Source organism: Hazenella coriacea, from assembly GCF_004341825.1.
Lineage (GTDB): Bacteria > Bacillota > Bacilli > Thermoactinomycetales > Thermoactinomycetaceae > Hazenella > Hazenella coriacea.
In genome coordinates, this window is the sequence record NZ_SMAG01000003.1 from 74,221 (window position 1) to 93,856 (window position 19,636).

The 19,636-nt window shown below is 38.1% G+C and carries 21 protein-coding genes; 7 read left to right on the forward strand and 14 right to left on the reverse strand.

Annotation, left to right across the window (positions count from 1 at the left end; all coding sequences use genetic code 11):
* Window positions 1–32 precede the first annotated feature (32 nt).
* Window positions 33–584 carry a YhcN/YlaJ family sporulation lipoprotein gene (locus EDD58_RS06465; protein ID WP_243648665.1) on the forward strand — a complete coding sequence of 184 codons (552 nt, stop codon included), beginning with the start codon at window positions 33–35 and terminating at the stop codon, window positions 582–584.
* Between the two features lie 291 nt (window positions 585–875).
* Window positions 876–1,085, forward strand: coding sequence for a DUF2197 domain-containing protein (locus tag EDD58_RS15335; protein ID WP_131924049.1), 210 nt, complete (start codon window positions 876–878; stop codon window positions 1,083–1,085).
* Here the strand turns inward: EDD58_RS15335 and EDD58_RS06475 are convergent.
* The 7 genes from EDD58_RS06475 to EDD58_RS06505 all read right to left on the reverse strand — a co-directional run bounded on the left by EDD58_RS06475 (window position 1,070) and on the right by EDD58_RS06505 (window position 5,898).
* Window positions 1,070–1,357, reverse strand: a complete 288-nt coding sequence (locus EDD58_RS06475; protein ID WP_131924050.1) for a hypothetical protein — start codon at window positions 1,355–1,357, stop codon at window positions 1,070–1,072. The genes EDD58_RS15335 and EDD58_RS06475 overlap by 16 nt on opposite strands.
* 35 nt (window positions 1,358–1,392) lie before the next feature.
* Complete coding sequence (locus EDD58_RS06480) at window positions 1,393–1,680, reverse strand: YlaH-like family protein (RefSeq protein ID WP_243648666.1); 288 nt, start codon at window positions 1,678–1,680, stop codon at window positions 1,393–1,395.
* 20 nt (window positions 1,681–1,700) lie between these two features.
* On the reverse strand, window positions 1,701–2,534 hold the full coding sequence (locus EDD58_RS06485) for a deoxyribonuclease IV (protein WP_131924051.1): 834 nt from the start codon (window positions 2,532–2,534) through the stop codon (window positions 1,701–1,703).
* Between the two features lie 73 nt (window positions 2,535–2,607).
* A complete protein-coding gene (locus tag EDD58_RS06490) occupies window positions 2,608–3,354 on the reverse strand; it encodes a glycerophosphodiester phosphodiesterase (protein ID WP_131924052.1) in 747 nt (248 codons plus the stop codon).
* An 11-nt stretch (window positions 3,355–3,365) separates the two neighbouring features.
* Window positions 3,366–3,677, reverse strand: a complete 312-nt coding sequence (locus EDD58_RS06495) for an iron-sulfur cluster biosynthesis family protein (RefSeq protein ID WP_131924053.1) — start codon at window positions 3,675–3,677, stop codon at window positions 3,366–3,368.
* A 50-nt stretch (window positions 3,678–3,727) separates the two neighbouring features.
* Window positions 3,728–5,218: a leucyl aminopeptidase gene (locus EDD58_RS06500; protein WP_165875843.1), complete on the reverse strand. Its 1,491-nt coding sequence runs from the start codon at window positions 5,216–5,218 to the stop codon at window positions 3,728–3,730.
* Between the two features lie 488 nt (window positions 5,219–5,706).
* Window positions 5,707–5,898: a hypothetical protein gene (locus EDD58_RS06505; RefSeq protein ID WP_131924055.1), complete on the reverse strand. Its 192-nt coding sequence runs from the start codon at window positions 5,896–5,898 to the stop codon at window positions 5,707–5,709.
* A 429-nt stretch (window positions 5,899–6,327) separates the two neighbouring features.
* Here EDD58_RS06505 and EDD58_RS06510 point away from each other — a divergent pair, with 429 nt between their 5' ends.
* Window positions 6,328–6,954, forward strand: coding sequence for a YktB family protein (locus EDD58_RS06510; protein ID WP_165875844.1), 627 nt, complete (start codon window positions 6,328–6,330; stop codon window positions 6,952–6,954).
* 176 nt (window positions 6,955–7,130) lie between these two features.
* Window positions 7,131–8,591 (forward strand): aminotransferase class I/II-fold pyridoxal phosphate-dependent enzyme, encoded by a 1,461-nt coding sequence (locus EDD58_RS06515; RefSeq protein WP_131924057.1) that lies wholly within the window; start codon window positions 7,131–7,133, stop codon window positions 8,589–8,591.
* 161 nt (window positions 8,592–8,752) lie between these two features.
* Here EDD58_RS06515 and EDD58_RS06520 read toward each other — a convergent pair whose 3' ends face one another.
* The 3 genes from EDD58_RS06520 to EDD58_RS06530 form a co-directional block, all read right to left on the reverse strand.
* Window positions 8,753–8,881 carry a GapA-binding peptide SR1P gene (locus EDD58_RS06520; RefSeq protein WP_424321657.1) on the reverse strand — a complete coding sequence of 43 codons (129 nt, stop codon included), beginning with the start codon at window positions 8,879–8,881 and terminating at the stop codon, window positions 8,753–8,755.
* Window positions 8,882–9,177: 296 nt separating this feature from the next.
* A complete protein-coding gene (locus tag EDD58_RS06525) occupies window positions 9,178–9,477 on the reverse strand; it encodes a DUF3055 domain-containing protein (RefSeq protein ID WP_131924059.1) in 300 nt (99 codons plus the stop codon).
* A 134-nt stretch (window positions 9,478–9,611) separates the two neighbouring features.
* Window positions 9,612–10,046, reverse strand: coding sequence for a GAF domain-containing protein (locus EDD58_RS06530; RefSeq protein WP_131924060.1), 435 nt, complete (start codon window positions 10,044–10,046; stop codon window positions 9,612–9,614).
* Window positions 10,047–10,226: 180 nt separating this feature from the next.
* On the opposite strand from EDD58_RS06530, the gene EDD58_RS06535 reads away from it, so the two are divergent.
* Entirely contained in the window at window positions 10,227–10,646 is a 420-nt protein-coding gene (locus tag EDD58_RS06535; protein ID WP_131924061.1) for a DUF1885 family protein, read from the forward strand.
* A 194-nt stretch (window positions 10,647–10,840) separates the two neighbouring features.
* On the opposite strand, the gene EDD58_RS06540 is transcribed toward EDD58_RS06535, so the two are convergent.
* Window positions 10,841–12,160: a helix-turn-helix transcriptional regulator gene (locus EDD58_RS06540; protein WP_131924062.1), complete on the reverse strand. Its 1,320-nt coding sequence runs from the start codon at window positions 12,158–12,160 to the stop codon at window positions 10,841–10,843.
* 317 nt (window positions 12,161–12,477) lie between these two features.
* Between EDD58_RS06540 and EDD58_RS06545 the strand changes: the two genes are divergently transcribed.
* Window positions 12,478–12,777 carry a DUF3970 family protein gene (locus tag EDD58_RS06545; RefSeq protein WP_131924063.1) on the forward strand — a complete coding sequence of 100 codons (300 nt, stop codon included), beginning with the start codon at window positions 12,478–12,480 and terminating at the stop codon, window positions 12,775–12,777.
* A gap of 206 nt (window positions 12,778–12,983) precedes the next feature.
* On the opposite strand, the gene EDD58_RS06550 is transcribed toward EDD58_RS06545, so the two are convergent.
* Both EDD58_RS06550 and EDD58_RS06555 read right to left on the reverse strand, forming a co-directional pair.
* The gene (locus tag EDD58_RS06550) at window positions 12,984–13,517 is read right to left on the reverse strand and encodes a phosphatase PAP2 family protein (protein WP_165875846.1); all 534 of its coding nucleotides are present in this window, start codon (window positions 13,515–13,517) and stop codon (window positions 12,984–12,986) included.
* A 120-nt stretch (window positions 13,518–13,637) separates the two neighbouring features.
* Window positions 13,638–14,819, reverse strand: coding sequence for a M23 family metallopeptidase (locus EDD58_RS06555; protein ID WP_131924065.1), 1,182 nt, complete (start codon window positions 14,817–14,819; stop codon window positions 13,638–13,640).
* A gap of 273 nt (window positions 14,820–15,092) precedes the next feature.
* On the opposite strand from EDD58_RS06555, the gene EDD58_RS06560 reads away from it, so the two are divergent.
* Window positions 15,093–15,632, forward strand: a complete 540-nt coding sequence (locus EDD58_RS06560) for a hypothetical protein (protein WP_131924066.1) — start codon at window positions 15,093–15,095, stop codon at window positions 15,630–15,632.
* 101 nt (window positions 15,633–15,733) lie between these two features.
* On the opposite strand, the gene EDD58_RS06565 is transcribed toward EDD58_RS06560, so the two are convergent.
* Window positions 15,734–19,414, reverse strand: a complete 3,681-nt coding sequence (locus tag EDD58_RS06565; RefSeq protein WP_131924067.1) for a dynamin family protein — start codon at window positions 19,412–19,414, stop codon at window positions 15,734–15,736.
* Window positions 19,415–19,636 lie beyond the last annotated feature (222 nt).

Consider the following 19,636-nt stretch of genomic DNA (forward strand, 5'->3'; position numbering starts at 1 on the left):
CACAGAAAGGACGACAGGAAATGATCAGGAAAATGAAGTTATTTAGTTTATTCATCGGAATTACACTTGCTCTCATTGGATGCCAACCTGCTAACAAACCACCAGCGAATCAATCCGCTCCTGCCCCTGGACAAAAAATCTCTTATACTGAACGCGTCAAGCAGACTGCACCTGAACCTAAATATAACCAGTCTTCTCAAGCGATCTCTCGGCGAATGGTGCAAATTGCCACCCAGATGCCACAAGTCCGTAATGCATCAGCCATCTCTATTGGAAAATATACCTTAGTGGGGATCGATGTGGACTCTACTTTAGATCGGGGTCGGGTGGGAACAGTTAAATATACAGTAGCCCAAGCACTCCGAGAAGATCCTCAAGGAGCCAATGCTTTAGTCACCGCCGATGTTGACATCGTTCAACGAATTCGTGAGCTGAATGAAGATTTAAGAAATGGTCGTCCGATCGGAGGCGTTGTAGAAGAGCTAGCAGACATCGCGGGACGAATTACTCCTCAACCCTCGAAAGAGGTAAAAAAGAAGGAACAAAATAAGAATCAAATGAACCAACAAAAGATGAACCATTAATATCAACTAAATATGGGAATTAATTGTGAATGTCGAGGGGTTGAATGGTGATCACTTGAAGATTGCTCTTCAAGTGATCACCAAATATCAAATATGACTTCACTTTTTTTAGAATGGACTGTCTAAGGTTGATCTTCCTATAGTATACTAACAACTATAGGAAATTTGACATCTTTCCAACAGACGATTGGAACCAGTCTCTCACCACTGTTGAATTCCCTTCCTGTAGCAGAAGAAGTAGTGATATATCAAAAAGCTTGATCCATTTTACATAGAAAGGCTACGGTAACTATGAGAGTGGTCTGTATTCTTTGTGATCAATCATTTGTTCCAGATAAACTTACACAAAAAAAATTAATCAAACACCCTCACCGCATTCAAATCTGTCCAAACTGTTATGAAAGAATTACTAAACAAGTATTAGAGCGAAAAAAGCAAATGTACTCCTCTTTTGAACAACTGGACGCTACTTGCGAAATTTCTTCTCACTCAAACGATTGATTATATTTAGGTTCTGCCAAAATGTCTTTCAACAACTTTTCGGCTGTCTCAATGGGAAATGTGTGTGATTCCGTTTCCCCTTGTTTTTGATAAGTCACCACATACTGTTGATCCTCTTTTTTCTTTTCCAGTTCTAACTGTTCAATTTGATGGTCTTCACGAAGCATTTCTTCAAAAAAATGAACTGTATCCCGTGCAGAACGATCACTTGGTCTCGCTTGCCACACAATTTTAATTTGAATCCAATTAAACAATGCGTCCGTAAGTTGCATTCGACTTCCCCTTTCCGATTATTACCAGGATCAAATTATTCTTGTTTTGCTTGTTTTGAACGATTATATGATAGACGAACACGAGTCAGTCCAATAATAATCGCAGTAATAAATAAGATTTGAATGATAGGGAATCGTAAAATCTGCATAAAGGCTAATAGAAAACAACCGATTGCCAGAGATAGATAAACTAAGGCACTTTTTAATACAGGTAATTCTCTAGCAAAAGCAATCTTATATATCATAGCTGTTAAAACTAAAACCATGACATAAACTCCCCAAAAGGGAAGCTGATTCAGCCAGGTGATAATATCTCCTAACAATTCATTTCCTCTCCTTTCCTTTATTGTTTACGTAGGTCGTGTAACATTTGGATTTCTGCTGCATACTCTTTTTCATCATCAACAGGTGTTTCCAAGATAATCGGTAAACCCTCAAATGCTGTTTCTTTTAAGAAAAGAGAGAGTGCATCTATCCCAATTTCTCCTTTACCCACTTTTTCGTGCCGATCTTTTCGACTTTGATAAGGGGCTTTACTATCATTAAAATGGATCGCCACTAGATCTTTCAAGTAGCCAGTGGACTCCATTTGTTGCAGTAATTCGTCAAATGTATCCAAAGACCAAATACCCGCTGCAAAAGCATGGCAGGTATCGAAGCAAAAACCTAGTTTTTCTGGATAATCACATGCCTCTCGGATCTCAACCAATTGTTGAATGGTCAATCCAAGTTCAGTTCCTTGTCCAGCCGTATTTTCCAGCAATAGTTTTACGTTACCCTTATGATCCTCCAAAATGAGATTTAGCGTCTCAATCATCCGCTTCACCCCATACTCTTCCCCTTCACCTACATGCTTTCCGCAATGAACAACAGCTCCAATCGCACCATAAGCATCAGCGATTGTTAGATCTTCCTTAATGGAGCGAATCGTCACTTCATGAAGATCCGATTTAGGGGTAGATAGATTTGTAATATATGGAGTGTGAGCCACAAGGGTGATCCCGTTCTCTATACAATAGGTTCTCCCTGCTTCCGCATCCGGCTCATTTATTTTTTTGGGTCTCAAACCTCGTGGATTTTTTGTAAACACTTGAAATGATTGAGCACCTAACTCATGGGCTCGTTTGGCTGCTTTATGAAATCCCTTAGCTACACTAATATGACAACCAAATTTCATGAACGACTCCTCCTATTAAGAAAAAAAGCGCCCTTCATCGAGGCGCCTATAATCAACATCATCATATCATTAATTATTCATCCACCGCAACTTGCCTCTTTTTCAACTGTAAAAGTTGATCAGGGACATTGGTGATAATAGCATCCACACCAATGGTCAGTAAATCCTTCATCACCTTTGGATCATCTACGGTATAAGGTCGGACTCGAATCCCATGTTTATGACATCCTTCGATGATCGTTTCTGGAGCAGCTAGATAAAACGGATGGATCGCTTGAACACCTAAATGTTTAGCATAAACCCAAGGTTCAAATAAACCTAATTGATATAGAGCACCTAATTGGTAGTGAGAACGATATAGATGTAAGTGACGAAGAGAATAATGGTTAAAAGAGGACAGAATCACTCTCTCACTCATCCCATAGCGTTCGATCTCTTTCACCAATTGTTCTTCCAACCCTGCATATTGGACAATATTATTTTTTAACTCTATATTTATTTCGAGAGATGTATCCATCAGTTGTTCAAGGACTTCGGCAAGAGTAGCGATCGTTTCACCGACAAAAGGAGATGAAAACCAACTTCCCATATCTAACTCTTTCAATTGGGACAAGGTGAGATTTTTTACCCAGCCTGTCCCGTTGGAGGTACGATCAACTGTCTCATCATGGATTACAACTAATTCACCATCTAAAGTCATATGGACATCTAACTCGATACCATCTGCACCTACTTCGATGGCTCGTTGAAAAGCTGTAGATGTATTTTCTGGTGCAATCGACGAAAATCCTCGATGGGCAAACACTTTCGTTTGGCTCATCCATTCATCACCTAGATATAAATTTGATGTAAAAAGATTTGTTCTCGGTTTTTAACAGAAAAAGAACCTTTTGCTTGGTCAAAAGAAATCATAAGTTCTGGAGCGAACACATTTAAGCTATATGGATCCATAACCACTGTCAATGAATCGCTAATCGCAAAGCGCCGATCAGAAGGTTGTAAATGATCCCAGAAGAGTTCAAATAACTCAGTGGTTACAGCACCTAAATCTACAGCAATAGCAGCGACTCGCAACGTAGCATCACTATCTGGCTTTTTCTTGTGTAATGCTTCAACAGCTTCTGGTGTTACAATGACTCTCAATTCATTCGTACCTCCATCAACTTTCTTGTTGAAGACTTACTTTATAATTATCAGCCAAAACGAATTGCTAATTGAGTAAGCGTTCTCACAGCTATACCAGTCGCTCCCTTTGGATGAATTCCCTGTTCTTTAAGGGACTCTGAAGTTCCAGCAATATCCAAATGAACCCAAGGTGTATTTTCAGCAAATTGTTTTAAGAACATACCCCCTTGAATACAGCCTGCGATCGACCCATCATCATTCTTCACATCAGCAATATCACTTTTTACATATTCCTCGTACTCATCATACATGGGCAATTCCCACACTCGTTCTCCTGCCATGCGGGCAGCTACCTTTACCTTGTTACTCCAATCTTCATCATTCGTCATCAGACCTGTGGCCTCACGACCTAGTGCGATGAGAACCGCCCCTGTCAAAGTGGCAACATTGACCAACTTGGTAGCGCCTAATCGCTTGGCATAAGAAATACCATCAGCTAAAACCACTCGTCCCTCAGCATCTGTATGATGAATTTCAATCGTTTTTCCACTATATGAGGTGATCACATCACCAGGACGATAGGAGTTTCCATCCACCATATTTTCACAGGTTGGAATGACTGCAATCACATTACAATGAGGGCGTAATGTACCAATTGCATCCATCGCTCCCAAAACTGCAGCAGCCCCTCCCATGTCTCCTTTCATATCGTCCATCCCTTTATCAGGTTTGATTTGGATCCCACCACTATCAAAAGTAATCCCTTTACCTACTAACCCTAAAACCTCATCACTTTCAGGTGCTCCCAAATAAGAAAGTACAATCATATAAGCAGATTCTTGGCTTCCTCTAGCAACTGCAAGAAGAGCTTCCATGCCCTCTTCTTTTAAACGATCTTCTGTCAATACATCTAAGCGAAGACCCCGTTTTTCTGCAATTTGCTTCGCATATCTAGTCAGTTTTTGGGGAGTTAGTCGATTTGCTGGCTCGTGAACTAAAAATCTGGCAAAATTAGTACTTCGTGCAAAAACTCTTCCTCGTTCACTTCCTACTTCAAATGCTGACTCTGAAATGGAAGAAGATGAAAGAAAAATCGTTTCAATTTTTTTATGTTTTTGATCGGATTTATAAGAATGATGTTGATATGATCCTAACTCGACACCTTCAACAATTGCTTGTACCACATCAACCGAATTGTATCGTTCAGTTATTTCATTAAGGCAACCAATTCCAATATGTTTTAGTCCCATTGAAGTTATTTTTCTAGCAGCAGCGGCTACCGCAGATTTTAAGCGCTGAAGATCTACTTTGGTCTCTTTTCCAAGTCCAACAACGAATACGCGACCCGATGGGATTTTACCCCAATTATGCAAAATGGTTAGCTCACCCAAAGTTCCAGTAATCTCTTCTTCTGTAATGAGACGAGAGATTCTATTTTCAAGTGCGTTGTCTATTTGGCGTGTGTAGCACTGAGTTGATTGCTTATCCTCAATATGAAAAACAATTAATGCATCTGTTGCTAATGACACTATAGGTTCTCTAGTTAATTTCCACTCCATCACAATTCCTCCCATCAATTTGTTCGAAACAATAGTGTCGATCAGGCAATGATACACCTTTTTGGATCTTCACCTTTCATGAGCACACTGATCTCAGGTAAATGATCCATTTCTGACGCATAGTACATCGACACTATTAGCTTCAACCTATTTTCTCTGTGTATGACCCACATCACCATTGAACTAGCATACTTCTCATTTGACTGACTCTCATTCATGAATGCACGTTCTATGACAAGGTCTCTGATAGTTTAGCGAGGTTCCGCTCGAAATAGTTTTAAATGTTTTTTGAACTATTTTATTTGAATTTATGCATTTCGTAAAGGATCTAAACAAAATAAGCTCCCAGCCCCCTTGATGAGAAACTTCTTTGTTCCCAATCCATAAAAAAAGAACGTGCATCTTTATCATAAAGATACACGTAAACCTTCGACATTTTAACTCTCTTTTCCTTTAGATTTTTATTCATCTAAAATAGACAGAATTGTTCAAAGCGCTTCTAGCATAAGCATCTCACGGCGTAATTCTTCAAGTCTTTCCTTACATTGCTCCATTTTATATTCGTTATTTTCTTGCATAGCCTCAAAAAGAAGGGCAAGTTCGTAATCCAACTCAAGTCTTAACACAGGAATACGCTCTTCAGGATCGCAGCATTTATAGGCCTTCATTACATCCTCCATGGTCACCACTACTCCCCTTATCTCCTTCCATTAGGTTAATTTGCTTCCACACCAATATTTGGAAACATAAACTTGGCTACAGGATGCCCGCTTGAATCAGGGTTTAAACCGGGTTGATAAAGTTAGAATTATCCCCCGATTCCAAGGAGTCAAATGAAACTATCAATTGTAATGAGCTTTGATTTACAAAGTAATTTGAGGTGATTCATCGTCTCCCAACTGTCAGATTCGTTCGATCTAAAACACTCTAACTATATTTCTATTATTTTAAATATTCTATGTAACTATACTTTGAATGGGAACGGTGTTCATTCTACTAATTTCTATTATTTCATAGAAGCTAATTAACAAAATCCCACAATGTTTGTTTCCGACGAGGTTGTGATAAGATAAGGATATTAAACTAAAGACATCGGGATGGTGAATCGAATGACACTCCCTGTACTAACTTCAGAGGACTTTGCAGTTTTTCAGATCGCTGGATTGGAAAATCGGATGGAATCTTTAAAAAGACAGATTCGACCCAAATTCGAAATCATCGGTGAACAAATGTCACCCTTCCTTACCATGTTGGTTCAAGAACCTGTCTCAGTACATATCGCCAAGCATGCTCGACGAACTGTAAACCCACCCGAAGAGACTTGGTTGGCTTGGTCTACCAATAAACGGGGGTACAAAGCTCACCCACACTTTCAGTTTGGATTACGTGATACATATGCTTTTATCTGGTTCGCTTTAATCTACGAATGCCAACAAAAAAGCTCTTTTGCCCGCAATCTAAAGTCTCAGTTCGATCAAGTTTGGCATCAGATTCCCGATACATTTTATATATCCCAAGATCATACCAAGGATGAAGTAATTCAGAAAAAAGAGATGAACGATGAACAAGTTCATAAAATGTTAGATCGATTGGAAAAAGTAAAGAAAGCTGAGTTTTTATGTGGACAAGTCATCTCAAGACAAGAAGCGACACAATTAAATGGAGAGCAATTATTAAAAAAAATAGAAAGTACCTTTCAAACTGTTCATCCACTATACCAACTCTCTTTTGTATGAGACAGAAGCTCATGGAAATCATTGGATCATATACAAGCCGAAACCCCCTAAAGATAAGGGGTTTTTTTATGTCCATATAACATTACTTTTTTAGCATAATTTTTTTCTTTTGTTCTGATATGGATTTTGTTATACTATCCGTCGTGCATATTAATTGATAAAGGTAGGCAAGCCTCATGATCGACCGTCAACATCATACACCCTTATTTACGAAGTTAAAGGAACACGCCAAACGAAATCCTATTCAGTTCCATATTCCTGGACATAAAAAAGGACAAGGAATGGACCCTGAGTTTCGAGACTTTATAGGTACCAATGCTTTGTCTATTGATCTTATAAATATTGAGCCTTTGGATGATCTTCATTTTCCACACGGCATTATTCGAGATGCTCAAGAACTGGCAGCTGAAGCTTTTGGTGCCGACCACACCTTTTTTTCTGTTCAAGGTACAAGCGGTGCCATTATGACCATGGTAATGGCTGTCTGTACACCTGGAGATAAGATTATCGTTCCCCGTAATGTACACAAATCAGTTCTTTCTGCCATCATCTTAGCAGGAGGGCACCCCATTTTTGTTCATCCTGAAATGGATGAGCGTTTGGGGATTGCTCATGGAATTACAGCCGCTGAAGTAGAAAAAGCTTTGGATCGACATCCTGATGCGAAAGCTGTTCTAGTCATCAATCCCACTTACTATGGAGTAGCAGGGAATTTGAAAGATATTGTTAAGCGTGTACATCGTAGAGGAATTCCTGTACTCGTTGATGAGGCCCATGGAGTTTTGACACATTTTCATGACCGTCTTCCGATCTCAGCGATGGATGCAGGTGCAGATATGGCTGCGACGAGTGTTCATAAACTTGGAGGCTCTTTAACGCAAAGCTCGATTCTTAATCTAAAAGAAGGTCTCGTCAACCCACGACGTGTACAATCAATTATCAGCATGTTAACCACCACCTCAACTTCATATCTCTTGCTTGCTTCTTTGGATACAGCACGTCGATATCTAATGATCGAAGGTCAACAAGTGATTGAAAAAACACTCCAACTAGCTGATTATGCGCGTAGGCAGATCAATGAAATCCCTGGTCTTTTCTGTGTAGGTCGTGAGTGGCTAGATGGAGATGATCGATATGATTTAGACGAAACCAAATTACTCATTCACCTGGAAAACATGGGAATCACGGGCAATGATGCCGAGCGATGGTTACGAGAGCATTACAACATTGAAGTAGAACTCAGTGATTTATACAACATTTTGTGTTTGATCACCTCTGGAGATAGTGAAGAAACAATTTCAATCTTAATTCAAGCGCTACAGGATTTATCTAGACACTTTTATTCACCAGACCGTTCACTTCAAGTGCATATTCATTTACCTGAGATTCCAGAGCTCGCTTTATCTCCCCGTGATGCGTTTTACAGTGATACGATTTCCGTTCCATTGACTCAATCAGCAGGGCAAATTATTGCTGAATTTATTATGATTTATCCGCCTGGAATTCCTGTTTTATTACCTGGTGAACGAATTACGCAAGAAAACATTAATTATATTTTGGAGCATATTGAAGCAGACTTACCTGTTCAAGGCACTGAAGATCCTTCCTTACAGATGGTCAAAGTGATTAAAGAGTGAGAGATCATAGCATCACAAAAATAATGATTAAATAATAAGCCACTAGGATTTTCATTCATCCTAGTGGCTTATTTAATTTTAAAAGTGTAAACAATCCTTATATATATGTGCTAATTACTTGAAGTGTATCAACATTTTGTGAAGAACAACTCATCAGACCACTATGCTACGCTATTACAAGATGATTGCTCCTCTCTTTTAGAACAACCCTGACATATTCCATAAAGAGTCCCCACTTTTTCCGCTTCTACATACTCAATAACTTCATCACAACATTGACAAACAATCACTTCCAACATGATTCCTCCCTTCACCCAAGCATTTTATCCATCGTTACACTTGCATTTTCTGATAAATTTACACTCCATTTAATTAGAATCTTTATATGAGTATTTTTTTCATTAAAACAAGCTACTTGATTTCTAATATATTTAAGTTGTTTCACACAGGGTCGAGTAGAATGACATAAATAGTATATTAAGATATACTATTTATGTCAATAATAGCAAATGTGTTAGGGTTATATCACTTCATTAACATAAAAAAGACCAAATCACTAAGGATTTGGTCCAATAATAGTCATGGATCACTCTGCTTCTGCTTCCATCGTAGCAGGCGGAAGGTTATTTTTGAAAAAAACAGCAATCTCTTCCGCTTCACCCATTGACCGCAGGTTGAAAATCTTCTTGAGATACTCTAAATTATCAGCATCTTCTAAAGATAGTAACGAGGAGCGACCTGTTTGCATACAAATCACAAGAGGTTTACCGAAAAACATGCGAGTATACACGATCCCGAAGTCATAACGTCCATTTTCCGAAATAAACCCGACAAACCGTACCTGAGAATGTTCGGATTCGTCATATAAGCGTTCATAAAAACTCATGGCATTCTCCTCCTCGCTGGATTTTAGAAGATATTTGACTGAGTAAACAGAATGACCCTAACGACCACAAATTGTTTACTAAGTTAGATATTTTAATATATTTTACCACATGGGGAACATGATGAAAACAAGTTTCACGATTCTTTCACCTTCGTTTCAAACAATGAACCCAATTCACAAAATAAAGAAACATCTTCATCATCAATGAGTCCACCTGGCTCCCCTACAACTACGATTTCTCCAAGTAAGTGATGTCCATGATAAAAAGGGACAAAAATCATAGTTCTTAACCCCACTCTTTCTCTTACAACACTTCCTCGAACAGCAGCCATACTAAAATATCCTTCTCCAAAAGGAATCTGTTCAGGTAATAATTTTTTTCCTTGATGAAAACGCTGTTGAAATTGTTCATCTTCAGTAAGATAGATACTGACACTTTGATACACATCTACTTTTTCCACCAGAACATCGCATACAAATTGATATAACCGATCCAATTGACCGAAGCACTGGTCTGACACGACGCCAATCTCAGAGCGTAACTCGTCCAATAGATCCGCCTTACGCATCAAAAACTCCTCCACATTTCGTAATACCCTCAAAGTAAAAAAAGTTTATCATATGATTTCACCGAAAACAATCATATAAGGAATTTTCCCTAAATACAATCAACGTATTTGCGCTAATATTCACTCACATGCTAAGATGAGTAGAGACGAAATTGCTATTTCGTACAAGGAGAGATCAGATTGAGTAAAAGCGCATATATCCGCTTGGTAAAAGGTTCAAAACAAAGCGAAATTACCTTAGATGAGGTAAAGCAACTTTTAATACATTACCAAGAGATGACAGGTTATACAGGTCAACAGCTGTCTTGGGATTATCAACAAGCTGCTTTTCCTTATGAAATGACTGAGAAAGAGCAAGAGGGAATTTGTTATCTCGTTTTAAAAGGGAAGAACCCAGAGGAAAATAATTACTTAATGATCGGTCACGGACAAGAAGAAGAGTCTGGTACTCAATATGTACAAATCGTCTTACCTGACCGTGCAACGCATGGGGATCTTGCCAAAGCCAATGAGTTTTCCAAATATCTAGCTAAAAAGCTCGCTGGCGAACTCCAATTACTTAACGGTCGAATCATGTATTTTAATCAACGAAAAGGTTAATTCTATTAAAAAAAGAACCCCAGCATTCTATGTATAATTTGATTGCTGGGGTCACACTACACAAACATATTTAAAGAAGCTGTCCGTAGAGGAATCAAACGGGATCATTATGTTGACATTTCATAGAGCTTAGAGGTCCGTCAGTTAGGCCCGCTAGCCACCTGGCGGATCATCACTCAAGCGAACTTGACGACTCATACCTGTTCACCTCCTTTCAATAACAAAACTTCTACGTGATATAATCTTTCGACACACTTTCTAAATTGTTCAGGATCTTTCTTTTCCCAACACTGACCTAGTTTGATTAAAACCTCATGTTCCTGATTATGAAAACCATGTTGTTGAGACTGTTCCAATGCTCTGGAGTACGGGACAAGTGCTTCGTTGATCAATCCTTGTTTGAGAAAACAATCTCCTAAAGCGATTAGCGCCTCATTAAAGCGAAGGGCGTTATTTGTTCTTTGACCGATTTGTAACGCTTCTTCTAACACTGATTGCGCCTGACACCACTTATTTTGTTCTAGATAAACAAGCCCCAACTGAGTATATACTGAGATATATAAATATTCCTTTCTCATTTTTTCCTTTAAATTTAATGCTGTAAGAAAACAATTTTCCGCCTCATCCAGATCTCCTAACTTAATATACGTACTTCCTAAGGTTGTCCACAATTCAAATGATCGCTCATACATCTTATTAATTCGCGCCAGTTCAATCCCTTTTTGTGCATAAGAAACAGATTCCTCAAGCAGCTTTAACTTTTGTAAAATAATCGCTCTCATTTCATACATGGTCAAGATGACTTCTATATTCTCGATTTCATGGATTTGTGACCACATCGCATCCAACCATCGTAATGCTTCTTCAGTTCGGTTTAGTTTCTCTAAATAGATCACTTTACAAACTAAAAGCACATGCTTGTAATAACACCTTTCCCCACCTTCGACAAATACCTCCAATCCCTCATCTACATATTTAAGCGCCTGGTCCAAATCATTGATAAAATATAATATTCTTGCAATTTCATTTAGACTACCCGCCTTAATATTTGTTTGTTTTAACTCAGCTGTTCGCTCAACAAGACGAATCGATTCAAAAAAATAATTTTGTGCTTTCTGCCAATTTTTCTTTTGAAAGTAACATTTTCCCTTTAAAAAATAAATAACTGCCGCTAATGGATGAGAACTGTGAATAGAAATCGTCTTTAACTGTTCTAATCCTTTATCTGCACCCATCAAATCAATGATGTTTTCAATATATATTAGCCGTGTTTTTATTTTTTCCTCTTTTTCTTTCTCCTCAATCATCAGTTCAGGTAATTTCTCCAAACATAAGCCTAATTTATTGGCAAAGTAGTTGACTTTTTCATCATTCACATTAGGCATTCCCCGCTCAATATTACTAATCGTTGATGGGGAGATCTGTTCATCGGCCAAGTCTTCCATTCTCAAACCAAGCTCTTTTCTCTTTTTTCTTAGAAGTTCACCAAGCTTAATCATATTTAAATGTGTCACCGACTCACCCCTTCAAAATTAAATCAACACCAATATCCTTCTACATGAGGCTATTTTTTCCTCTGTTCAAAATTGATTTTTGCAATTGCAATGGACACTTTTACAATTACACTCATTTGAGATATTGGCACTTCGATTTTGATAATATTTTCAAGGGAAAGCCACTTAATGGGTAGATTTTTTATTATTTGATAAATTTTTACAAATAGCTTATACTTATAATCAACCACAGAAAAAGAAATTTGTCAATGAACAATTTCAGAACAAATGTTCTATGAGTGTTCTCTAATCCATTTACAGAAGAGGTGTTGTACAAAATGCTAAAAATAAGAGTTATGGGAAAAGCCGATTTACTTAACCATTTTATGAGTGACTTTAAATCACATCCCCAGTACCAGATTAAGTTAGAATCAAAAAGCTATCCCTGCACCCCCAATAATGAAGGGATGGTATTTGCCAACTTTGAATTTAAACCTCGACATCGCCGCTCATTAACAGTAACTTTATTTACCACAAACAACAAAGAATTAGAGCTAAACCTATTAGATGGACAAGCTGTCGAAATAGATCAAGGAGTTACTTTTATTAATGGAAAAGTGCTCGACATCTTCTCTTAACTTCTTCTTTTCTCCTAAAATAACGCTATTATTACTGCATAATCTTCGTTCTAAACAACCTACTCTCTTTTTACTTTTCATCGTCCTGGTCGTCTACATATGACACCCCTAATCATTTAGCTAAGCAATCTCTTTTTAGGACTCAATCTCTCAAAACTAAATGAAATAAAGAAGCGCCCTTCCGTGGACAGAGGGCGCTTAAATTTTTATAAAATTTCAAATATAAATGCAGTCCCCCATGCACATCCACTTCCTATAAGAAATCCAATAAATACATCAGTCGGATAATGGAGAGCTAAGTACATGCGTGAAAAGCCAACTAGAATGGCATAAGGTAGTAAAATCGTAATAAGCATAGGCGCATGCGAAATAAATGTAGTAGCGATTGAAAAGGCAGCCGTTGTATGCCCTGATGGAAAAGAATAGTCTGTTAAAGGATTTGGGAAGGTATGCAAATGGTTTAACTGAAGATAAGGCCGTAAACGTGGTAAAACCATTTTCAAAAAACGAACTACTAGATGACTCCCTACTAATGATACCATTCCCTCAATCGCCCACATGCGGTAAATACCTGGCATGAAGAAAAACCATAAAACTAAGATTGTCGTCGTGGCAGTCGCTCCACCCATATGTGTAAAGCGTGGCATCAGCCAATCAAAAAATCGACATTTCCAATTACAATTAACAAACTGAATCAGTGATTGATCATAGCGGACCAACCAAGATGCAATACTTTTCACCATCCCCCATCCCCATCCCTAAATTTAAATTCTATTTTATGTTAAACAATCTTCATAAAGTAAAAGTAAATAAGGTGTTAATCTTCAATTGAAGAAGATTAACACCAGAGACCAAAAAACTTACTTGCTGTTAAACACCTGCTCGAGGATGTAGAGACGCTCATCCATCGAATAATCCTTCCAAAACCACTCTCCATAAATAAACAAATCTAAATGTAAGTGTAGACCTTTATCATTTCCAAGAGCCCCATCACTAGTGCCTGAGTTACCCACATATCCAATCCGTTCACCAGTTCGAATCCGTTGGCCCACTTGAATCTGATCTGAAACCCGATCTAAGTGTACATATCTAGCAAGTACACCATTATCATATTGAACCCAAACAGAGCGTCCTCGTAGTTTATCCAATATGTAGGCAGGTGTTTGCTTATCATTTTTGACACCAATGGATAATAAACGATTGCGTTGTGATGTTGTCATCTCTTCATATCCAAGATCTGCACGAACAACAATCCCATCCGCCATGGAAACTACAGGTGTTTTCTTCGTGATGCTAATTCCAGTATCATTACTATACCAGTCTAATCCTTCATGAACTCCATTCCGATACGTGCGAGGTGCACCTGGGAGTGAAGAAGCTCTTTTCGTTACATGTGCTCCCTCAATGGGTGTATTCAGAAAAGATAAGTATTGAGCCATCTGTTCTTTGCTCAGTTTAGATACCTTTTCTGGTTTTGCACTGGCTGGTATTATATTTGGGTCAAATTGCCAATAGGCAAATTCCCCATTTACTTTGATATTCTGTTTCCATTCCTGTTGAAAAAGCGAAATAGGAAGCCATACTTCATCATTTTCATCGAACATAGGTGCTTCTGCTAGTGGTACATGTATTCCATTTTTATTTAGAACTGGGACATCACGTAATAATTGATAGGTACTTTGAGCCAATTGAAGCGTGATTTCCCCATTCTTTTTGTCAACATTTGCTTGGATCGGCACATGTTTGACTATATCATCTAATTTTACGTAGGCAATCCCTTTTTGGTTTTGAGCTTGAACTGAGAATGAAGAAGGTAATGGCTTGCTTGAGGAGGCTACCTGAATCCCCTGTTTAGAGCTGATCGACTCCTGATCCAAACCTGGGTGATCTTTCCCTCCATCCATTTGTGGAAGCGAAGACTCTTGCGTATTTTCTGGAAGAATCGCTTCCCATTTATAAAGCCATGCCTTGTTACTAGGTGGTAAAAATACAATCATAAAAGTCATTACAGCAGTCACAATCAATAAAGATGGCTTATTCATTAAAAGTCTCCCTAAAATGTAACTTTAGCTATTATAGTAGTATAACATTAACTCTCTACTATAAAGCCCTACTATATTTTCAACATTTTAGACGTCTTTAGTGTACCTGATCCGCTTATCAATTACAATACTTACCTTACTGATGCTGATTCTTCATCAAGTATAAAATTAACCCAAAATTCCATTGACAATCCTCCAATCCTATAGTAATCGAACTATTAATATAATATAATCAATTGAAATTATATGTATTACTATGAAAAGAGGATACCCATGAAAAATAGAAGATCCATAAACACGATTATCTCAAGTATTTTACTACTCCTCATCAGCATTCCAACAACCCTTTTTCTTTCATCTCTACTGTTTACACAGTATGAAGCTCTTGAAAAATTATGTACTCCCATTTTAGGTTGTATCCATGTAAATAAAGGGGCACTTTACTACTTCTTCCATTTAATCCTCTTTGGATTATTACCATTGACATCAGCGATTGGAACTCTCATGAGAAAAGCTTGGGGCTGGTGGTTATCACTTTTCTTCTATGCAGCAGTACTATTATCAACAACAACCAAAATCATATGGAATATACTAGATGGCTCAACCGTTCATATCATTAGCTGGATTCTTTTCCTTACATGTTTGATGTTTATAGTACTCTTCACCAGAAAAAATATCGTACATTTATTTCAAATCAAACTTCAACGTAAAATTGTCATTTACATCCTCTTATTCATCATTGCTGTTATGATCTACCTTTTCAATGAACTAATCATATTTCTCTCCATGAACCCCCATGTTTATGGTAATTAACAACACAAAAAAGGGAACTAGGCACAGCCTGTTCCCATCATCGAAAAGGTTAAACACCAGATCGATCTAAATGTTTCTATTTACGTAAGGTTGATTCACATCTATGATCTCTTCCTTACAATCCCTGATTCCATTTCCAGAATCACTTCAGATAACTGTAACTTCTGCCCCTGAAGCTGTTCAAGATCCACCTCATCAGATAAAGCATACAAAATACTTTCTACATACTGCTCACACTCTCCGATGGCCTCTTGTTTAAATTGCTCGATGGAAAGTGTCCATTGTTGTTGGTAATGTTCATAAAGCGCTTGCTGTTGATGGTTTAATGCAAGGGAGATTTCATTTTCTAGCTTCTTTTTCATCGCCTCTTGTAAGATTTCTTTCTCATTTTTCTCAAAGAAAGATTTCGCATCCTTATATAATGCCAATTCTTTCCTCATCGAATCTACTTTCATCTCAGCCATAGGCTCTGAAAAAAGAGGTGCCTGAAACATAGACTCAGGCGAAAAATGGATAGGGAACTCTGAATGAATCGCTACACAAGTAGAAGTCAAGTCTTCAGCACAAAGATCCAACTGAGTAGTTAACCAGTTTTCGATCCGTAATGAAGTTGCTCTAAGTTCTTGAAGAAGATCATGCTTTATAAAATCAAGAAGTTCCTGTGCACAAAGCCGTAACCTCTGCTTTTTAGAGCCACCATCTTCACGTAGTGTTGTTGGATTGAAAAATTCTCTGAAGACATCATTATATCTTAGAAGAAGCCGTTGTTTTACATAATAAAGCAACTCTTGAATCTCTTGCTGTAAAGCCCGCTCTGTAGTTGTCGTAGCAAGCTGCTGAATTTGTTGTAATAATTGACCTTTTTCTGCTTCGATCTGGGTTTGAGCACGTTTTTTCTCATCGTTTCCTTGTGTTGCTCGTTGAATCATCTGTTGAACTACTTGCGTAGCTTGTTGAATCTGATGAAGTAAACCATAGACAGAAACCATCAATAAATCATTCATTAAAAAGAAAGAAAATGCTTTCTCCACTTGGCTCATTCCAGAGTCCGTTAAGCCAGGTATATGAGTCTGTGTAGTGACTATCCCTTTCTTTTCTTCTAATCCCATCAAACTAGAGACTGCAAATAAACGAGCATTTTGGATACCGAATTGACGCAATTGACTTTCCAAATACTCTTGAACCGATGATAGTTCGTCTTCGGTATGAGCAAGATCAGCCGCATTGATAATAAAAAACATCTTGTCCATCGCAAATGAATCTTTGACTCGACCCAACTGAATTAAAAACTCACGATCCGCTCGAGAAAAAGCATGATTATAGTAGGTGACAAAAAGAATCGCATCTGCATTTTTTATATACTGAAATGCTACATCCGTATGGCGAGCATGCATCGAATCTGCACCTGGTGTATCGACGAGCGTCACTCCTAGTTCTGCCCAAGGTGAATCATAGTAAAGTTCAGCTAGTTCAACAAAAGATGAAACTTCTTCATTCGCCACATAATCCGCAAACTCTCCAATAGACAGGCGCTTGGTCTGACCTAAATCATCAGAAAACCGCTCAAATCCTTGATGGACAGCTTGTAAAAAGGGAAAGGATAATTTCTGTCGATCTGTAAAAGTAGCTTGTGACAATAGTTTCGGAATCTTTTTCAAGCCTTCGTTCAAGGAGTTAATTTTCTGTTGAAATAAGGCAAACACTTGTTGCAAGTCCTGATAAAGTGTTTCACTAGATTTAAAATGAATCAATGCCGTTCCATGAGGATACGCTTCCGTCGGTGGACAAATTCGATTAATCGTGGCAGTAGTCGGATTAGGTGAAACCGGCAACACAGAGTCCCCCATCAAGGCATTAGCAAATGAGGATTTACCAGCACTAAATGCTCCAAATAAAGCGACTGTAAAAGCTTTATTCTCCACACGCTTTCTTTTTTGAACCAGCTCTTCATAAATCGTTTGTAAACTAGGTTGATGAGAGATGATTGCTTCTGCTTTTTGAACCTGTTGAAGAATTTGCTGAACTGAAATGCTCGCAGGTTTTTCACTCGTCTGGATTACTTCCTCTTCTTTGCGAGTTTCTTCAGAAGCTATTGGGAGTTCATACCGTTGATGAGATACAGATGGCACTTCTTCATTTAAATATATACTCACATCAATCGTTAGTTCAGGAACCGATTTCTCTGTTAAGAAACTGTATAGCCTTTCTGCCGACTCTTCCTGCTCCTGTTGCCTGTTGACAGAGCGCTCGATCACTTTTTGAATACTAAGTTGATGCTCTAATTGCCGTTTCAAACTCTGTTCTTGATCTCTCAACTTAGTCTTTAACTCTTCACTAAAAGTATTAAAAAGCCGCTCCGATCCTTGCCGATATCTTCTTTTGATCTCATTAGCTAGATCTTCGGTATATTGCAACACATAGTTACCGGTAAGCCCCGCTCCTGATTTCACCACTTGCTTTAATAGGTCAGGACTTAACTCGATGGTTAACCCATATACTTCTTGTCCCAATTTTTCAGTATAAACTTCATTCTTTTTCAGATACTGTGTGATTGTTTGTTTGAGATGCGTTTCGATCTGTGTTGAAACCGTTTGCTTTAACTTTTCATAAAAAGCTTCCAGACGTCGTTCTCTCTCTTTCTCCGTCTTCCCTCTAGAAAAAAAGAAACCCACTTTAAAGTCTGACTTTTCCGTTTCTAAAAATTGATGCGCCAACTCCCTCACTTCATAAGGCATTAGATACGCATTTTTTAGAATATGATCAATCTCGGAAAGAAAATTCGGCAGTAATAGATCGATTTGTTCTTTGACTTCTTGATATTTTTGCTGTGATTCTTCCACCTTTTTCGTGATCTCAGCTAATGTAGGGCGATTTTCTACTTGAATCTCTTTTAACTCCTGTGTGATCTGTTCGTCGATACGTTCCTTCCATCTACGTACATACTCAGAGAGCAGATAATTGGCTTCGTTTTCGATACTTTTCCGGATGTGAACATCTCGATCTTGGATCATTTGTTGAACCGTATTTTTAAACAGATCTAAATCATTATGAGGTAACATCGGATTACGAAGAGAGGTGTAGAAGTAACCATCGATTTCTAGATCCCAATTAGCAAACGATTGCTTTACACTTTCTTGATATTGTACAAACGAAATCTCTTCTTCTCGATGCTTGTCAATCTGGTTAATCACCAAATAAACGATTTTGCCTCTTTGCTTTAATTCCTTGACAAATTGCAAGTTCACTTCGGATTGCACATGATTGTAATCCATCATATAAAAGATAATATCTGACAGATGGATCGCTGACTCTGTCGCAATACGATGCGCATCATCGGTAGAATCAATTCCAGGTGTATCTAATAAAGCCACACCCGTTGGAAGCGGAGCATCATGTCGATCCAGATCAATAGCAATCACTTCATCTCCATTTTTAAATAACTGTTTCAACTCTTGCTCCGAATAAGCACCCGCGTATGTATGACTTTGTCCATTCGTAAACCATAGAGTCACTTGATCCGATCCCTTACGAATCTTAACTACGTTGGCACTAGTAGGAATCGGACTTGTGGGAAGTACATCCTTTCCAAACAATCGATTAACCATCGTCGATTTCCCTGCAGAAAAGTGCCCGCAAAATGCAATACTAAACTCTTGTTGGTGTGCCTTTTTTAACAAGTCCACCATCTTGTTTCGTAAATCTTTTTCCTGGTCTAACTTCTCCATCATATGAATGATTTGTGCTAACCTGTCTACCATCTGAGGTTGTTGAATCTCAATCATCACGGAACTCCTTTAAGAATAATCAATGACTGTATTGCTCAATGATGTAACCAGCTCTATACTCATCAACTATATCGTAAAACAGATATTGAAAAAAAGTAAGTGTAAAAACCACTCCATAGTAGGAGTGGTTGGATAAAACAAAACCAAATGAAAGAGTAATTATTTTACACAGAAACTGCAAAATAAAGTAAATAGATCTACCACTCCAAGCCACTCGCC

Bases quoted from the DNA above. Each gene is read 5' to 3' on its own strand.
- EDD58_RS06515 (WP_131924057.1), top strand. From the start codon at position 7,131: ATGATCGACCGTCAACATCATACACCCTTATTTACGAAGTTAAAGGAA.
- EDD58_RS06545 (WP_131924063.1), top strand. From the start codon at position 12,478: ATGCTAAAAATAAGAGTTATGGGAAAAGCCGATTTACTTAACCATTTT.
- EDD58_RS06500 (WP_165875843.1), bottom strand. From the start codon at position 5,218: ATGGAGTGGAAATTAACTAGAGAACCTATAGTGTCATTAGCAACAGAT.
- EDD58_RS06485 (WP_131924051.1), bottom strand. From the start codon at position 2,534: ATGAAATTTGGTTGTCATATTAGTGTAGCTAAGGGATTTCATAAAGCA.
- EDD58_RS06525 (WP_131924059.1), bottom strand. From the start codon at position 9,477: ATGAGTTTTTATGAACGCTTATATGACGAATCCGAACATTCTCAGGTA.
- EDD58_RS06505 (WP_131924055.1), bottom strand. From the start codon at position 5,898: ATGGAGGATGTAATGAAGGCCTATAAATGCTGCGATCCTGAAGAGCGT.
- EDD58_RS06560 (WP_131924066.1), top strand. From the start codon at position 15,093: ATGAAAAATAGAAGATCCATAAACACGATTATCTCAAGTATTTTACTA.
- EDD58_RS06510 (WP_165875844.1), top strand. From the start codon at position 6,328: ATGACACTCCCTGTACTAACTTCAGAGGACTTTGCAGTTTTTCAGATC.
- EDD58_RS06530 (WP_131924060.1), bottom strand. From the start codon at position 10,046: ATGCGTAAGGCGGATCTATTGGACGAGTTACGCTCTGAGATTGGCGTC.
- EDD58_RS06565 (WP_131924067.1), bottom strand. From the start codon at position 19,414: ATGATTGAGATTCAACAACCTCAGATGGTAGACAGGTTAGCACAAATC.
- EDD58_RS15335 (WP_131924049.1), top strand. From the start codon at position 876: ATGAGAGTGGTCTGTATTCTTTGTGATCAATCATTTGTTCCAGATAAA.
- EDD58_RS06555 (WP_131924065.1), bottom strand. From the start codon at position 14,819: ATGAATAAGCCATCTTTATTGATTGTGACTGCTGTAATGACTTTTATG.
- EDD58_RS06490 (WP_131924052.1), bottom strand. From the start codon at position 3,354: ATGAGCCAAACGAAAGTGTTTGCCCATCGAGGATTTTCGTCGATTGCA.
- EDD58_RS06475 (WP_131924050.1), bottom strand. From the start codon at position 1,357: ATGCAACTTACGGACGCATTGTTTAATTGGATTCAAATTAAAATTGTG.
- EDD58_RS06465 (WP_243648665.1), top strand. From the start codon at position 33: ATGAAGTTATTTAGTTTATTCATCGGAATTACACTTGCTCTCATTGGA.